Below are 15,033 nucleotides of genomic sequence, written 5' to 3' on the forward strand. Positions count from 1 at the left end.
AAAAAAGGCGTAATTTCTTAAAAAAATACGAAATACCAGCTTGCTCTACGGTGTTAGGGTTGCTAGACGATGTAGTTAAAGTGGTTATAGCACGTAAAGATAAATAGACAGGAAATGTGATCCTGCACCTATCAATACAAAAATATGCCAGATAGCGTGAGTGTATCTTACCTTTTTTAAGGCATAAAACAATGCGCCTATGGTGTAAGCAAGACCACCAACAATAAGGAAGGTTAAACTTTGATCAGATAAATATGTGCGCATATCATCGATCACAAGTAATGCTAACCATCCCATTGCGAGATAGGCAAAAAGCGATATTTTTTGAAAATGGTGAATAAATACCAATTTAAATAAAGTGCCAATCGCCGCAATTACCCAAAGTGCAATTAATAAATAGTGAGCTTTTTGCGTTGGTAAAGCTATAGATAGAAAAGGCGTGTATGTTCCTGCGATGAGATAATAAATAGCCGTGTGGTCCAATTTTTTAAACCAACCCCGACGCTCAGGTGTTTCCGCAAAATGATAAAGACTAGACGCCGTAAAGAGTAGAACTAAACTAAGTCCATAAACCCAAAGCCCGATCCATTGCGCCAAAGGATAAGCAGCACCTTTTATAATCAATAAAATGGCACCGATGACGGCCAAGACAGCACCAATGGCATGACTGATGAAATTAATTTTTTCTTCTAATGGATCATACGAAGCATGAGATGCTTTCATTGTTCACTTACACATTTAATTATACACCTGTATCGTAATTGAATTTTGCTTTTCGCGTAAGACGCATTAAAATTTAATAGCATTTCTTTTTTTGGCACTGTTTATGACCGTTTCGGCATCTTCTACCCCACAAGAGCAACAATTTCTTGAAGCATTTCATCAAGCTTTAGCATCTCAGCGTTTTGATCGTATGATTCTGAGCCAATATCAGGGCGAGATAGAGGCTTTAGAGAAGATGACTATACGCATGATTCGATTACAAGATGAATGGATGCTGAATGTTCTGTATCGCTTTAAAACTCAAGATGTGACCAAAAATTTTCCAATTGATGAAGCTGATCCGTTGGTAAGTAACTTAGTCAGTGAATGCAAACAAGCCAATCTTTTTACATTGGACAGCGAGTTGCAGCTCAAGAAAAATAAGAAAAAAGCGATCTTAACTCAAAGTAAAAAGGCTTCAGTCTCCAAGATCATTGAAAAATCACACGACCGTCAAAAACACCGTTTTGTTGAGCAAGAAAGTTATTTTCTTCAACCGTTGGGTATTACGGATCAAAAAGAACAAATTATTCCCAGCATGGCGCGTAAGTGGAAACAGATTAATAAATTTGTTGAGATCTGCTCCGGTGCATTAAACCAAATTCAAGTTGATCAGCAGCTCAACGTTGTCGATTTTGGCTCAGGTAAAGGTTATCTCACCTTTGCACTGTATGACTACTTACAAAAAAATGATTACAATCCTTATGTTACAGGTGTGGAACTGAACGAGAAAATGGTTCAATTCTGTCAAGATGTTGCCCGTAAATCAGATTTTAAGCATTTAGATTTTTTCCAAGGAGATGTACGAACTTACTCGCCTGAAAAACTCGATGTCATGATTGCGTTGCATGCCTGTGATGTAGCAACTGATTTTGCGATTCATACCGGTATTCGATTGAATGCGCAAATGATTATGTGCGCGCCGTGCTGCCACAAAGAATTGAGACCTCAAATGCAAAGTCCCTCTGTATTAAAACCAATGTTGCAGTTTGGTATTCATGAGGGGCAACAAGCTGAAATGTTGACAGATACAATTCGAGCGCTATTGTTAAAAGCCTATGGTTACGAGACAAAAGTTTTTGAATTTGTGGCTTTGGAACATACCAGCAAAAATAAAATGATTTTAGCCACCAAGCGAAAAGATTTTAACGCACCAGATCAGCAAGTGTTGGATCAAATCATTGCATTAAAAAATATGTATGGTATTCAAAAGCACTCATTAGAGTTGCTTCTAAAAGGTGAGTGGGAGCAACAAAATATTGGTGAAAAGTGCTAACACACCTTTGGGAATTAACATATGAGTAATGTCTTCGATGTTCAAGTAGGTTCATGGTCGCAATTAAAGCTCTACGCGATGCAGATACGAGAGCAAGTATTTATTCTGGAACAACAAATTTCACCTGAAGACGAATGGGATATGGAAGATGAGACATCGATTCACTTTGTTGTTTTCCATGAAGATGAGGCAATCGCCACGGCTCGACTACTTCAAAATCATAGTATTGGAAGGGTAGCAGTCATAAAGGCTTATCGAGGAAAAGGTGTTGGGTTTGAGCTCATGAAATTTATAATTGAGTCCGCTCAAAGGGAAAAGCGACCAACCTTGAATCTTTCTGCTCAAGTTCATGCATTACCATTTTATCAACGTTTAGGGTTTGAGCCCCAAGGTAAGGAATACTTAGATTGTGGTATTCCTCATGTTTATATGACGATGCAGCTTGAATAAAAAAACGGAGCCAATGCTCCGTTTTTTCATAACAAATATCAATGACTATGTGAACCTGATTCACCATCATGTTTATGACTGTGTTCGCCCATTGCTGCGTGTTCTTCTTCAGTCATATTGTGTTCAGTTGCACTAGCTTGAGCAGCTTTGTTGGCTTCGATTTTTGCTGCTGCTTCTTCAGACATCACAGGTGATGCTTTGAATGCATGATGTTCACTGGTTTCTGTTCGTTGTTTACTTGGCATATAGTCAGGTTCATTTTCAATGGCTACATAGAAAATCACCATAAATATAATACTTAAAATGATCGCGATAATTAGCGCTTTCCAACCCCAAGGAGATTTTTCTGGTGAAGAATGATCAGTCATAATGCTATACCAAGTTGGGTAAAATGAATCTGAGAATATGTTACTTTATAACACAGAATAGAAGTATAGAAATGTTCACAACAAAATATTGTTGTATTTATAAGCATATTTTAATGATCACTATGTAAAAGCTGAAATGTTCGAATAGATCAGGCTTAGTGATATAAATGCCATAATTGATGCTAATAATTTCATAATGATATCCATTTTTCTTTGAGAACATAAATATTTCATAATGATGATAGCCAAAGAAATATACAGTCCTCCAATCAAAACTAAGACGAACATTGTCGCGACATATACACTAAAGATCTGCTCTAAACTGAACATGGTATTGGAGGAAAGAAATGGGGGTAATAGTGCAATGTAAAACGTCATCGTTTTAGGATTGCTCATTGTGACAAGTAGGCCTTGTCCATAGGAGGTTTTGTAAATTTTTTTATTTGTCGGTGAAAAGTTGAAATGATTTTGTTTCATTTCACGGACATTGGATGCCCAAATTTGTATTGCTATGTATAGTAAATAAAATGCACCAATGATGATAATGATCTGAATAATTTTAGGATTTATAAATTGGTGAAGAAATTTAATAAAGATAAGAGATAAGGTTAAATATAAGAAATCACCTGTGATTAATCCAAATAGAGTAAACCAGCCATGCATTTTGGTATTTTTAATTGTATTAATTAGAATTGTGATCATACCTGGCCCGGGTACAGCGGCAGCAATAGTCAGAGCTAAAAGATAAGTGCAAAAGTTTTGTTCTACAAACATGGATATCTTGTTTTTTGTGAAGGTAAGAACATTTTCAATCAAATACAAAGCACAAAGTGATCGTTTTCGTTTGCCTTTTCTATTGATTGAGGTATATCCTTTCTATAAATAAAATAAAAAAGGTTAGAATTTTCATTATGAACTTTGATAGATTTGACAAAAAAATTTTAAGACTACTTCAACAAGATTCACGAGTGACCAATCAAATACTGGCGGAACAAGTCGGTATTTCTCCATCACCATGTTGGCGTCGTGTTAAACGATTAGAAGACAAAAAAATTATCAAAGGATATGGTGTTAACCTTGATAGAAGAAAAATTAATTTGGGTGTAATGGTCTTTATACGAGTGTCAATTGATAGACATAGTGAAGTTGAAGCCAAAAAATTTGAAGAAAAGGTTCTAGAGTTAGATAACGTAGTCGCTTGTTATAGTATTGGCGGAGATGCAGATTTTTTGCTTCAAGTTGTGTCTCGAGATCTCGATACTTATGCAGATTTTGCTATGAAAACAATTAGAAGACTCCCTGGTATCAAGGAAATGCAGAGCATGTTTACGCTCAAAGAGATTAAGACTTTTAAGGGATTTCCAGTTACTTTAGATTGAAAAACCTCTCCGAAGAGAGGTTTTTAGTTTATATCAATCAAATCGACTGACCAGACTGAACTTTGTCCTTGAGGAGTTGAGGTGCTTTAAAACGCTCACCATACTTCGCTTCAAGCTGATTCGCGCGGTCAAGCGCTTGTGCGAGTCCATATTGATTGAGGAACTGTAAAGCGCCGCCAGTCCAAGGGGCGAATCCTATGCCAAAAATAGAACCGATATTTCCATCAATGACAGACTCTAAAACACCCTCTTCAAGACAACGTAAGGTATCTAAAGATTGCACAAACAAGAAGCGATCAATCATTTCTTGCTCAGAAATATCAGTCTCTTTCGTCCAATGGTTTAAACCATCCCAAAGGTATTTTTTACCACTTTCAGGATATTCATAAAAACCAGCACCAGCAGCTTTCCCTTTACGCCCAAACTCATGGATCATTTGCTTTAAAACATCTTCAGCAGGGGAGTATGGTAAATCTTTGCCTTCAGCCTGAAGCGCTTTACGCGTTTCGTTGGTCACATGCTCAGACAAGGTTAATGCGACTTCATCTTGGATTGCTAATGGACCGACTGGCATACCTGCTTTTAAAGCAGCCATTTCAATTTTGGCTGGATGTACTCCCTCAGCCAGTAAACGCAAACCTTCGTTGACAAAAGTACCAAATACGCGGCTGGTGAAGAAACCACGACTATCATTCACAACGATAGGTGTTTTTCCAATTTGTTGAACATAATCATAGGCTTTAGCTAGTGTCTCAGCTGAAGTCTCTTTACCTTTAATAATTTCAACCAACTGCATTTTATCAACAGGGCTAAAGAAATGCAGTCCAATAAAGTTTTTCGCATCTTTACTTGCTGTTGCAAGACCTGTGATCGGTAAGGTGGATGTATTAGAAGCCATCACACCGCCGTCAACTAAATATTGCTCAGCTTCTTGAGTTACTTTGGCTTTGAGTTCTTGATTTTCGAATACAGCTTCAATGATTAAATCACAGCCTTGTAGATCAGATGCATTCGCTGTAGGGGTAATGAGAGATAAAATTTGTTCGCGTTTTTCAGCAGTCATTCGACCTTGTGAAACACGTTTATCTAACAGTTTTTGACTATACGCCTTACCTTTTTCTGCATTTTCAATCGATACATCTTTAAGGACGACTTGAATCCCCTTAATCGCTGTCGAGTAGGCAATGCCAGCCCCCATCATTCCAGCGCCTAAAACACCTACTTTGGTCGCTTGCCATTTTGCAGGCTCTTTAGGGCGGCTTTCACCTGATTTGATTGCATTCAGTCCATGCCAGAAAGTACCAATCATGTTTTTCGCAACTTGACCAGTTGCCAGATACGTAAAATAGCGAGACTCAATAGTTAATGCAGTATCAACATCTACCTGAGCACCTTCAACGGCAGCAGACATAATGGCTTCAGGGGCTGGATAGCAACCTTTTGTTTTGTCACGCAACATTGCTGGTGCAATCGCAAGGACTTGAGCCACTTGAGGTGATGATGGCGTACCACCTGGAATTTTGTATCCTTTAACATCGAATGGTTGTTGAGATTTTGGATTTGCTTTAACCCAAGCAATCGCTTTATCCATGAGCTCTTGTTCAGAATCAGCCGTATCTTGAATTAAGCCTAGAGATTTTGCTTTTTCTACACCAAATTGTTTACCTTCCATTAAGAAAGGAAAAGCATTCTGCAAGCCGAGCAGTCGTACCATACGCACGATACCACCGCCACCTGGTAACAATCCTAAGGTAACTTCAGGTAGACCAAATTTCGCTTTAGGATCATTTAATGCAATACGAGCATGACAGCCTAGTGCGATTTCCCACCCACCACCGAGAGCTGTTCCATTTAATGCAGCAACAACAGGTACACCCAAGGTTTCAATATATCGGAATTCCGCTTTCATTTTTTGGATCATGCCAAAGAATTCAGAGGCGTGTTCTGGTTGAGCTTGAATCAACTCATCCAAATCACCGCCTGCAAAAAAGGTTTTCTTTGCAGATTTAAAAATGATACCTGTAATGCCAGATTCGGCTTTCAGTTTTGTTACCGTCTCTTCCAAAGCAACTCGGAAATCTGCATTCATGGTATTGGCAGACTGATTAGGTGAGTCTAAGGTGAGAATAACAATGCCATCAGCATTTTTTTCAAATTGAATTGCACTCATTATTCTTCTCCTTATACCAATTCAATGATCGTTGCGATACCCATACCACCACCTACACACAGTGTAGCCAAGCCACGTTTTTTACCTTGACGTTCAAGTTCATCGAGCAACGTACCTAAAATCATAGCACCTGTCGCACCGAGTGGATGACCCATTGCAATTGCACCACCATTTACATTGACTTTTGCAGGATCGACATTGAGTTCATTAATAAAGCGCATTACTACAGCCGCAAACGCCTCGTTCACTTCAAATAAATCGATATCATCAATGGTTAAGCCAGCTTTTTCCAAAGCTTTGCGTGCCGCAGGTGCTGGACCAGTTAACATGATTGTTGGATCAGTTCCGACAAGCGCAGTTGCTAATACTTTGGCACGTGGTTTTAAGCCTTGTTCTTGAACCGCTTTTTCAGATGCAAGTAGAACAACAGCAGCGCCGTCTACAATGCCTGAAGAGTTTCCTGCATGGTGAACGTGATTAATCTTCTGAGCTTCTGGATATTTTTGTAATGCGACTGCATCAAATCCCATACCACCCATCATTTCAAAGCTTGGATTTAATTTGGCTAAGCCTTCAACGGTAGTCGTTGGTTTGATGAACTCGTCTTTATCTAAAACGACAACGCCAGCTTTATCTTTTACTGGTACAACTGATTTATTGAAGTAACCATTCACTTGAGCCGCTGCTGCTTTCTTTTGGGAATCTGCAGCAAAAGCATCTACATCAGCACGAGAGTATCCATCTAAAGTTGCGATTAAATCAGCACCAATCCCTTGTGGAACAAAGGTAGATTTCAGGTTTGTTTCTGGATCGAGTGCCCATGGCCCGCCATCGGAGCCCATTGGAATACGCGACATTGACTCTACACCACCTGCAACGACAACATCTTCCCAGCCTGAACGAACTTTCTGTGCAGCAAGATTGACAGCTTCTAGTCCTGAAGCACAAAAACGGTTGATTTGAACGCCTGCTACATCATCATTCCAGCCTGCAGCAATTGCAGCAGTTTTAGCGATATCACCGCCTTGATCACCAATTGGAGTTACACAACCCAGCACGATGTCATCGACTTTAGAAGTATCGAGTTGATGGCGAGTTTGAAGTTCATTTAACAGCGTTGTGAGTAATGTGATTGGTTTTACTTCATGTAAAGAACCATCTTTTTTTCCTTTTCCGCGTGGTGTGCGAATGGCATCAATGATGTAAGCCTCGCTCATAATAGTTCCTTTTTTATAGGTTGAAATTGTTATGGTGTTTTGAGTGTAGATGATCTATGTGATTGTGCAATGACGAGAACGGATGAGTCGTTTGATATTTTTGGTCACTGAAAAATTAAGTGTTTTAAATTGTGAAATGAAAGTTTTTGACGAATTAAAAAAAATTTGTATTGCGAATGCTTTGATTATAATTTTGCTATATCAAATCTTTGGCGCTTGATATGGCAAGCTTTACACCATAAGAACCTTCATCATCTTTATCAACATACCAACCACCGTTAATTACAGCGGGCACTTTTTTATTGATAATCTGCCCTTTCAGCTTTTCAGCTTCTAATTTACTTAAATAGCCAACTGTTAATCCGTTGATTTCAACTTTGATTGCATTTGGATCGTATTGGTTAAATGGTTCTGACAGAACATGAGCAGTACATTCATGAAATTTAGATACAGCTTTTTTTTGACCAGCTATTTTAAGTAAATTTTTTTGATATGCATTTTCTCCGACAATATTATAAGTGTACTGTATATCAGCTTGAGGTCGAGAGCTGTGCGATTTTACACTGTAAAAATAAATTGCTATTCCAATCAAAATTGAGATTAAGATTGCAGTAAGTGTCATCTTATTATTCCTTTAAATATTACGAATATTTTAATTTCAACTTGAATATTTTTGTTAAATAAGCACTTAAATCCATATGTAAAAAAAAGCCTGAACAATGTCAGACTTTTTTATGTTTGAATAAATTAATGATAACCATGTAATTGACGATACAGTCCTGGTGTTACCCCTGTCCACTTTTTAAATGCTCGGTGGAAAGTACTGGTTTCACTAAAGCCGACTTGTTGTGCCACATCTTCTAAAGTTAAAGATGGGTTTAACAGTAAGTGAATTGCAGCGTCTCGACGTAAGGCATCTTTTACACCTTGATAGCTCTTACCTTCAGCAGCTAAGCGACGGCGAAGCGTCTGTGGTGATAAATAAAGCATGGCTGCAACATCATTTAATGTTGGCATTTCTTCACCAATTTGGCTCTTCAATACTTCACGAATACGTGATGTGAGCGAATTGGTATTTTTGAATTTCACCAACAGTTTCGCTGGAGCACCTTTTAGAAACTCTTCCAAGGTGTTTTCATCTTGGCGAATTGGAAGATCTAAGTAGTCTGCAGCAAATGTGATTTCAGTACGAGCTGAATCAAATTGGATTACTGGCGCAAAAAATAACGCATCATATTCATCTGCATGTTGTGGGCGTGGATATGAAAAATGTACACGCTCTAACGGGATACGACGCTCAATGAGCCACGATGCCAAACCATGCCAGATCATGAGCATACTTTCAGTAATGAAATGGTCAGGATCCATTGTTTTTGGAATGAGTGGAACTAAGCGTGCTTCATGCTTATCGCGCTCTAAAGTCACAGACCACTCATCACCAAATAACTTGTAGAACTGTGATGATAACTCAAGCGCATCACCTAAAGTTTTGGCATGTATGATCAATTGACACATGATCGCAAAGGTCCCTAAGCGACGTGGCTGGATATCAAAACCAACGTGTTCATCTTGGGTGACCATCCACAGCATTTTAACAAAGCGTGTGTACTGCTCAGGAGAAATACGTGCTTTAGGTTGGCGGAGTAGTTCAGCTTCAATGCCGACATGTGAAAGTAAAGTGTCAACATCCATCCCTAGACGTTTTACCCCAGTCAGGGCTGCATTCACAAAATGGATACTTATCGTATCGCGACTCATGTTAAATCCTTCAGTCTCTTTGATGTTCACTGCTACTTGACCTAAATGACACAAAAAATAATTTAATTGGCAATTATCACTAGAGTAATTGCTCTTTTACATCATAAATTGCCGAAATGATCAAGGTAAATGGCTGAACATGACATTGTTAATCTTGTTTTATATTTCTATTATGGGTGAAAAATCAACATATTCTTGGTGAAAATAACAATGACAGCTGCATTAAAGGGATTGAAAGTTTTAGATTTTTCCACATTATTACCCGGACCCTTTGCGACCTTGTACTTAGCAGATCTAGGGGCAGAGGTGGTCCATATAGAGTCACCAAATCGACCAGACCTTGTCAGAATGTTGCCACCTTATGCAAATGGTCAAGCCACGGCGCACAGTTATTTGAATCGTAACAAGCAGTCGATTGCCCTAGATTTAAAAGATAGTCAGAGTATTGAACTCATTAAATCAAAAATTTCAGAATACGATATCGTCATTGAGCAGTTCCGTCCTGAAGTGATGCGACGTTTAGGACTCGACTATCAAACTTTATCTGAAATAAACCCACGTCTGATTTATTGTTCAATAACAGGATATGGGCAAACAGGTTCTTATAAAGATAAAGCGGGACATGACATTAATTATGTTTCACTTTCAGGGATTGCTGGACATTCAGGTCGACAGGAAAATGGACCACCACCAATGGGGATTCAAATTGCAGATGTCGCAGGCGGTTCTTTACACGCAGTGATCGGCATTTTAACAGCCGTGATCGAAAGGCAACGAAGTGGTTTAGGTCAATATATTGATATCTCTATGACGGATTGTGCGGTGACTTTAAACAATATGGCCGCGGCAGCTGTACTTGCAGGTGGGCAGAATCAGTACCCTGAAAATGAACATCTGAACGGGGGAACATTTTATGACTATTATCAAACGCAAGACGGGCGCTATATCTCAATTGGAAGTTTAGAACCTCAATTTATGACAGGTCTGGCAACTGTATTAGAACTGCCTATCTTATTGGAAAAAGGAACTTCATTTGATGTTGAAGATCGAAAAGCAGTCAAGACTGCCATCGCTGATAAAATCAAGGAAAAAAGTTTTGATGTATGGCGTAAAACATTTTCTGAATTAGACGTATGTGTAGAACCTGTGTTAAATCTAGACGAAGCTCTGACGTCAGATTTGGCTCAACAACGTGCTTGGACAGTAGATGTACCTCTAAGGAAAGATGCAAATGAGGTAGAAAAACAGTTGGCTTGCCCAATTAAATTTTCAAGATCCAAGGCACAGTATCATTATATCGGCCAAACCCTGGGTGAAGGGAACTGGTAGTCAAAGTATTGAATATATGAAAAAAAAGAACCGATCTGTATCGGTTCTTTAATCTATGTTTTCATACAGTAAATGAAATACTTTAGACTAAAGTCTATAATTGTCATGGAATGAAATTAGGCTGAGTCCCAATGGATTTAATTCAAGTAAATGGTCAACCGCGCTATGGGCGTTTTACAGAATTGCCAAGTGCAATTTCTATCTCAAAATATATTTATAAAACGCCATATGGCAAAGTGCTCAAAGGATGGAGAAAAAAACTTAAATATAAGAAATTTAAGTTTTGTAGTATCCAACATGAGCATTACAGCATTGGGATGGCTATCGTCGATATCGCTTGGGCGGGACATGGTTTCATCTATATTTATGACCATAACACCGGACAAGTCGTCGAGTGGAATGCGATTAATGTATTGGCACACAGTACGGTTCTAGATGAACAGCCACTATTTAATCATAGCCATTTTCAACATGGAAAAATCCAACTCGATATCCAACATGCCAATGGTGTTCGTTATATCAAAGTGATCAAACATGGTGAAGAAAAACTGTCTGCACGAATCTTTTGTGCTGGAACAGATCCTTTGTCGATGTGCAGTCCTACTGGTATAAATGGTTGGACCTATACTCAGAAACTAACTACATTGGCCGTTGAAGGGTATTTCATTAATAAACAAAAAGAAAAAATTGAATTTAACTCACGAACTTTTGCTTCGCTTGATGATACTTGCGGTTTTCTAAGACCTGAAACGGCTTGGTTTTGGCTATCTTCTAATTTTTGGGATGCGCAAGGAAACCGTGTGGGTTTGAATCTTGCCTCTGGCGTGAATGAAAGCTTTGGCAATGAAAACTGTTTGTGGATTAATGGACGCCTTTATGCGTTGACGGATGTTCTTTTTGAAATGCAAAATGATCAGATGTGGACCATACGATCTATGGATGACAAATTACAATTGACCATTGAAACAGGCTGGCGCCGTTATGAAAATCTTAATCTTAGAATGGTAGGCAGCCAGTTCAGTCAGTGGCAATCTAAAATTACGGGTTTTATTATTTCAGATGATGGTCAGCATATTGAGCTTAATCAAGAGTATGGACTATTAGAGCAACATTACGCTAAATGGTAACGGCGTCATAACAACAAAAAAGTCCGATTGATCGGACTTTTTTTACATTCTTTTTTATATCGCAGCTTCCCAAAAAGCTTCACCTGCTTGAAATGGATCTTGAGTTTCAGCGAGCGTATCAACCCAAACTTGGTATTGATGAATAATAGGGTGTTGATTTGGGTGAAAATCAGCTTTAAACCAGTCTAAATATTCTCGTTTTTTTGCCGTTAAAATGCCATCTTTTCCAAGCAACCATTTCAAGCCTTGAGCAAACATTTTTAACCTTTCAATTCGAGTAAAACCATCTTGTTTGAGAAGTCCATGTGTTCTTTGCATGGTAAATCCAAACATCATAAGCGTAACTAAAACCAAGGCGGTATAACGTGTAAGGTTTGAAGTCTGCGCTACCTCGATCATAACATCATAAGCAACATCGCGATGTTCCATTTCTTCAATACTATGCCATGCAAATAAACCCCGGACAAAAGGATGTGCATGGGCCATCGTACTTTTATGACTGAAAAATGTCGTTGCCATTAAAGCGGTTAAGTGTTCGCATGAAGCGGTGATCGCAATATTAAAACGATCAGGATACCTTTTTAACGCATGTTTGAAACGTTGATTGACTTGATGAATATATTTTTCAATCGGCATACCTTGCTCAATTAAAATTTTATTCATTTTGTCATGGGCAATACCGTGTTGCGCTTCTTGTTGAATAAAGTCTTTCACACGTTTGGCTAAGACAGGATCTTTAATATGCGGTTGAAATAGTCGGACACACTGTATGAAATATCGTTCTCCATCTGGAAATGTCAAACTCAAAGCATCAAATACACGTGTTTTAAAAGGATCGTTGTTAAACCAAAATCGTGGTACTTCGTTGAGTCGGAAATCAAGGTGCTTACGAATCACTGGATGGTATGTGGTAATTGCATTCATTTTATTTTTATCACTTATGCAGAAAGAACAAGTATGTAAAAAAAATCACATTAAGGTCATTATCTCTACAGGACAAAAGAAGAGAGAAGGAGATTAAAACTGTAAGTAATGTTGGCTAAATCATCCGAATAAAAATGATTTAGCCAGTAATAGAAATACTATCGAGCTGCTTGCCAGAATGCTTCACCAGCTTGAATTGGATCATTGGTCTCGGCTAATGTTTTTACCCATACATCATATTGGGCAATCACAGGATGTTGGCTTGGATGGAAGTCTTTTTTAAACCAATCTAGGTATGGACCTTTCATTCTCGTTAACATGCCATTTCGACCGATAAACCATGGAAGTCCTTTGACGGTCATTTTGAAACGGTCTAAACGACTAAATCCGTCATACTTCAACATGATATTGGCACGATAAGTTGTAAATCCAAGCATCATGAAAGTTGTAAATGCCAAAGCAAATTGTCGAGTAAGTTCTGGAACATCACCGACTTGTTTCATGACATCAAAAGCCACATCACGATGCTCCATCTCTTCGATAGCATGCCATGCTAAAAGCGCGCGCACATAGGGGTGAGCATCTTCAAGGGTTGCTTTTTGACTATAAAAAGTATCAGCCATTAATGCAGTTAAGTGTTCGGCTGCAGCAGTCATGGCAATATTATATTGAGGTGAACGACGTGTCAGTTCGAATTTAAAAATTTTGTTAAGAACCTTAATAAATTGATCGACAGGCATACCTTGATCTTTCATGACCTGATTCATCTTGTCATGCGCAATTCCATGCTGTGCTTCTTGTCGAATAAAATCTGCGACGCGTTTTTGTAATTCAGGGTCTTTGATTTTATCTCTAAATAATCGAACTGATTCAATGAAGTAGCGCTCTCCGTCTGGGAAAGTTAGACTCAATGCATCAAACATACGGGTTTTGAATGGATCTCCACCAAACCAAAAACGAGGAATTTCTGAGAGCTTGAAATTGAGATTCGTGCGTACGACAGGATCAACCTGATATTTTACCAATGCGTTCATCTTATTTTCATTCATCCGCTTTAGATCGTTTAAGTATGTATGGCATTGGTCTGATTGTTTTGACAGTACTTGCCATTTTTTATACATTTTACGACAAATGAAAATGAATAAAGTCAATTTTGCCTAAAGGAATAGTGCATCGTGAAAGATATTCAAATACCCAATGGATATTTCCATTTATGGCAAACATTTATTCAAGTGAAACAGCTCGATAAAGAGATAAAGACTGCGTTAAATCAGGATGTTGATACGCTGAATAAAATTTTGGCAGCACCGATTGCCATGCAATCATCATATTCTTTTTTCTTAAAACTTAACTCTCTCACGCAGGTTTATTTGAATCGCGCCAATTATATTTTTGAAATGGCTCAATATGTGAAACCTGAGCATTTTGGTGTGCTTGGATATATGGCGACACGAAGTGAGACGGTGGCGGAAGCACTGAACTATATTTTAAGATTTAGCCGCTTGGTGATTGATGGTGAAGAGATTACACCCATGCAGATTCACCAGAACGGTGAAATACTGATTTTAAGCTGGCCGTTTATTTGTGATGACTATAATTTTATCAATGAGCTGACGAATGCCATGATGGTTTCATTGGCAAAGCAAATATTAGTGCATGATACCTTTCCACTGTATAAAGTGATCATGGCGCATGAAGCTATCGCACCATTGTATGAATATCAAAAGTTCTATGGTTGTCAGGTAGAGTTCAGCCAAGTTGAATATCAGTTTCAAATTCGCACTCAGGGGTTGCAGCTAAAACCCCAACAAGCAGATCCTTCACTTATGCAATTGTTGGTTCAACAAGCGGAAGAGGCGATTGCATCAAAACCCGTGCAATCGAGTCTTGATCGGCAACTCCACTTAATTATTGCTGAGTATTTGCGTATTCGTCACGAAGCGCCAAAGATTGAAGATATTGCGACAGAATTATGTTTGTCGGTGAGGACTTTGCAACGACAATTAAAAGATCGCGGAACATCATTTAAACGCATACTTGAGCAAGAGCGGATGTCACAATGTGAGCGCCTATTAAATCAGGGGCTAGAGTTAACGGATATCGCAGTGCAACTCGGTTACTCAGATCAGTCTGCGCTTGCTAGAGCATTTAAAATGTATAATGGAATAACGCTGTTGCAGTTTAAAAAACAACTTAAACAACGACCAACTCACCACCATAATCTAAGTTAGATTATGGAAATAAAAAAGGTAAGCATGTAGCTTACCTTTAAA

At 38.6% G+C, this 15,033-nt stretch carries 15 protein-coding genes; 6 read left to right on the forward strand and 9 right to left on the reverse strand.

Features of this window, described 5'->3' with window-relative positions:
* Positions 1-84: 84 nt before the first annotated feature.
* A complete protein-coding gene (trhA, locus tag AC1M9J_RS13620; RefSeq protein WP_481952500.1) occupies positions 85-723 on the reverse strand; it encodes a PAQR family membrane homeostasis protein TrhA in 639 nt (212 codons plus the stop codon).
* Between the two features lie 103 nt (positions 724-826).
* On the opposite strand from trhA, the gene AC1M9J_RS13625 reads away from it, so the two are divergent.
* Positions 827-2,038 (forward strand): class I SAM-dependent methyltransferase, encoded by a 1,212-nt coding sequence (locus AC1M9J_RS13625; protein WP_481952501.1) that lies wholly within the window; start codon positions 827-829, stop codon positions 2,036-2,038.
* A 21-nt stretch (positions 2,039-2,059) separates the two neighbouring features.
* Positions 2,060-2,488, forward strand: a complete 429-nt coding sequence (locus AC1M9J_RS13630) for a GNAT family N-acetyltransferase (protein WP_481952502.1) — start codon at positions 2,060-2,062, stop codon at positions 2,486-2,488.
* A gap of 38 nt (positions 2,489-2,526) precedes the next feature.
* On the opposite strand, the gene AC1M9J_RS13635 is transcribed toward AC1M9J_RS13630, so the two are convergent.
* Positions 2,527-2,856, reverse strand: a complete 330-nt coding sequence (locus tag AC1M9J_RS13635) for a hypothetical protein (RefSeq protein WP_481587995.1) — start codon at positions 2,854-2,856, stop codon at positions 2,527-2,529.
* A 120-nt stretch (positions 2,857-2,976) separates the two neighbouring features.
* Positions 2,977-3,630, reverse strand: coding sequence for a LysE family translocator (locus AC1M9J_RS13640; RefSeq protein WP_481952503.1), 654 nt, complete (start codon positions 3,628-3,630; stop codon positions 2,977-2,979).
* A 137-nt stretch (positions 3,631-3,767) separates the two neighbouring features.
* Between AC1M9J_RS13640 and AC1M9J_RS13645 the strand changes: the two genes are divergently transcribed.
* On the forward strand, positions 3,768-4,235 hold the full coding sequence (locus tag AC1M9J_RS13645) for an Lrp/AsnC family transcriptional regulator (RefSeq protein WP_481596622.1): 468 nt from the start codon (positions 3,768-3,770) through the stop codon (positions 4,233-4,235).
* Between the two features lie 37 nt (positions 4,236-4,272).
* Here AC1M9J_RS13645 and AC1M9J_RS13650 read toward each other — a convergent pair whose 3' ends face one another.
* The 4 genes from AC1M9J_RS13650 to AC1M9J_RS13665 form a co-directional block, all read right to left on the reverse strand.
* Positions 4,273-6,405, reverse strand: coding sequence for a 3-hydroxyacyl-CoA dehydrogenase NAD-binding domain-containing protein (locus tag AC1M9J_RS13650; RefSeq protein ID WP_481596623.1), 2,133 nt, complete (start codon positions 6,403-6,405; stop codon positions 4,273-4,275).
* 11 nt (positions 6,406-6,416) lie between these two features.
* Positions 6,417-7,622 carry an acetyl-CoA C-acetyltransferase gene (locus AC1M9J_RS13655; RefSeq protein ID WP_481952504.1) on the reverse strand — a complete coding sequence of 402 codons (1,206 nt, stop codon included), beginning with the start codon at positions 7,620-7,622 and terminating at the stop codon, positions 6,417-6,419.
* Positions 7,623-7,818: 196 nt separating this feature from the next.
* Positions 7,819-8,244, reverse strand: coding sequence for a hypothetical protein (locus AC1M9J_RS13660; protein ID WP_481592333.1), 426 nt, complete (start codon positions 8,242-8,244; stop codon positions 7,819-7,821).
* A gap of 125 nt (positions 8,245-8,369) precedes the next feature.
* Positions 8,370-9,380 carry an AraC family transcriptional regulator gene (locus AC1M9J_RS13665; protein WP_092768523.1) on the reverse strand — a complete coding sequence of 337 codons (1,011 nt, stop codon included), beginning with the start codon at positions 9,378-9,380 and terminating at the stop codon, positions 8,370-8,372.
* Between the two features lie 210 nt (positions 9,381-9,590).
* Here AC1M9J_RS13665 and AC1M9J_RS13670 point away from each other — a divergent pair, with 210 nt between their 5' ends.
* The gene (locus tag AC1M9J_RS13670) at positions 9,591-10,709 is read left to right on the forward strand and encodes a CaiB/BaiF CoA transferase family protein (RefSeq protein ID WP_481598018.1); all 1,119 of its coding nucleotides are present in this window, start codon (positions 9,591-9,593) and stop codon (positions 10,707-10,709) included.
* A 131-nt stretch (positions 10,710-10,840) separates the two neighbouring features.
* Complete coding sequence (locus AC1M9J_RS13675) at positions 10,841-11,836, forward strand: DUF2804 domain-containing protein (protein WP_481952505.1); 996 nt, start codon at positions 10,841-10,843, stop codon at positions 11,834-11,836.
* Between the two features lie 54 nt (positions 11,837-11,890).
* Here AC1M9J_RS13675 and AC1M9J_RS13680 read toward each other — a convergent pair whose 3' ends face one another.
* Complete coding sequence (locus AC1M9J_RS13680) at positions 11,891-12,760, reverse strand: metal-dependent hydrolase (RefSeq protein WP_481952506.1); 870 nt, start codon at positions 12,758-12,760, stop codon at positions 11,891-11,893.
* Between the two features lie 158 nt (positions 12,761-12,918).
* On the reverse strand, positions 12,919-13,794 hold the full coding sequence (locus tag AC1M9J_RS13685) for a metal-dependent hydrolase (protein ID WP_035267930.1): 876 nt from the start codon (positions 13,792-13,794) through the stop codon (positions 12,919-12,921).
* Positions 13,795-13,935: 141 nt separating this feature from the next.
* Here AC1M9J_RS13685 and AC1M9J_RS13690 point away from each other — a divergent pair, with 141 nt between their 5' ends.
* Positions 13,936-14,991 (forward strand): AraC family transcriptional regulator, encoded by a 1,056-nt coding sequence (locus tag AC1M9J_RS13690; RefSeq protein ID WP_481590896.1) that lies wholly within the window; start codon positions 13,936-13,938, stop codon positions 14,989-14,991.
* The last annotated feature ends 42 nt before the right edge of the window (positions 14,992-15,033 follow it).

The sequence above is a fragment of the Acinetobacter sp. ANC_7588 genome, assembly GCF_056783995.1.

Coding starts and splice junctions, on each gene's coding strand:
- AC1M9J_RS13625 (WP_481952501.1), top strand. CDS start 827: ATGACCGTTTCGGCATCTTCTACCCCACAAGAGCAACAATTTCTTGAA.
- AC1M9J_RS13655 (WP_481952504.1), bottom strand. CDS start 7,622: ATGAGCGAGGCTTACATCATTGATGCCATTCGCACACCACGCGGAAAA.
- AC1M9J_RS13680 (WP_481952506.1), bottom strand. CDS start 12,760: ATGAATGCAATTACCACATACCATCCAGTGATTCGTAAGCACCTTGAT.
- AC1M9J_RS13685 (WP_035267930.1), bottom strand. CDS start 13,794: ATGAACGCATTGGTAAAATATCAGGTTGATCCTGTCGTACGCACGAAT.
- trhA (WP_481952500.1), bottom strand. CDS start 723: ATGAAAGCATCTCATGCTTCGTATGATCCATTAGAAGAAAAAATTAAT.
- AC1M9J_RS13665 (WP_092768523.1), bottom strand. CDS start 9,380: ATGAGTCGCGATACGATAAGTATCCATTTTGTGAATGCAGCCCTGACT.
- AC1M9J_RS13660 (WP_481592333.1), bottom strand. CDS start 8,244: ATGACACTTACTGCAATCTTAATCTCAATTTTGATTGGAATAGCAATT.
- AC1M9J_RS13670 (WP_481598018.1), top strand. CDS start 9,591: ATGACAGCTGCATTAAAGGGATTGAAAGTTTTAGATTTTTCCACATTA.
- AC1M9J_RS13645 (WP_481596622.1), top strand. CDS start 3,768: ATGAACTTTGATAGATTTGACAAAAAAATTTTAAGACTACTTCAACAA.
- AC1M9J_RS13650 (WP_481596623.1), bottom strand. CDS start 6,405: ATGAGTGCAATTCAATTTGAAAAAAATGCTGATGGCATTGTTATTCTC.
- AC1M9J_RS13630 (WP_481952502.1), top strand. CDS start 2,060: ATGAGTAATGTCTTCGATGTTCAAGTAGGTTCATGGTCGCAATTAAAG.
- AC1M9J_RS13675 (WP_481952505.1), top strand. CDS start 10,841: ATGGATTTAATTCAAGTAAATGGTCAACCGCGCTATGGGCGTTTTACA.
- AC1M9J_RS13640 (WP_481952503.1), bottom strand. CDS start 3,630: ATGTTTGTAGAACAAAACTTTTGCACTTATCTTTTAGCTCTGACTATT.
- AC1M9J_RS13635 (WP_481587995.1), bottom strand. CDS start 2,856: ATGACTGATCATTCTTCACCAGAAAAATCTCCTTGGGGTTGGAAAGCG.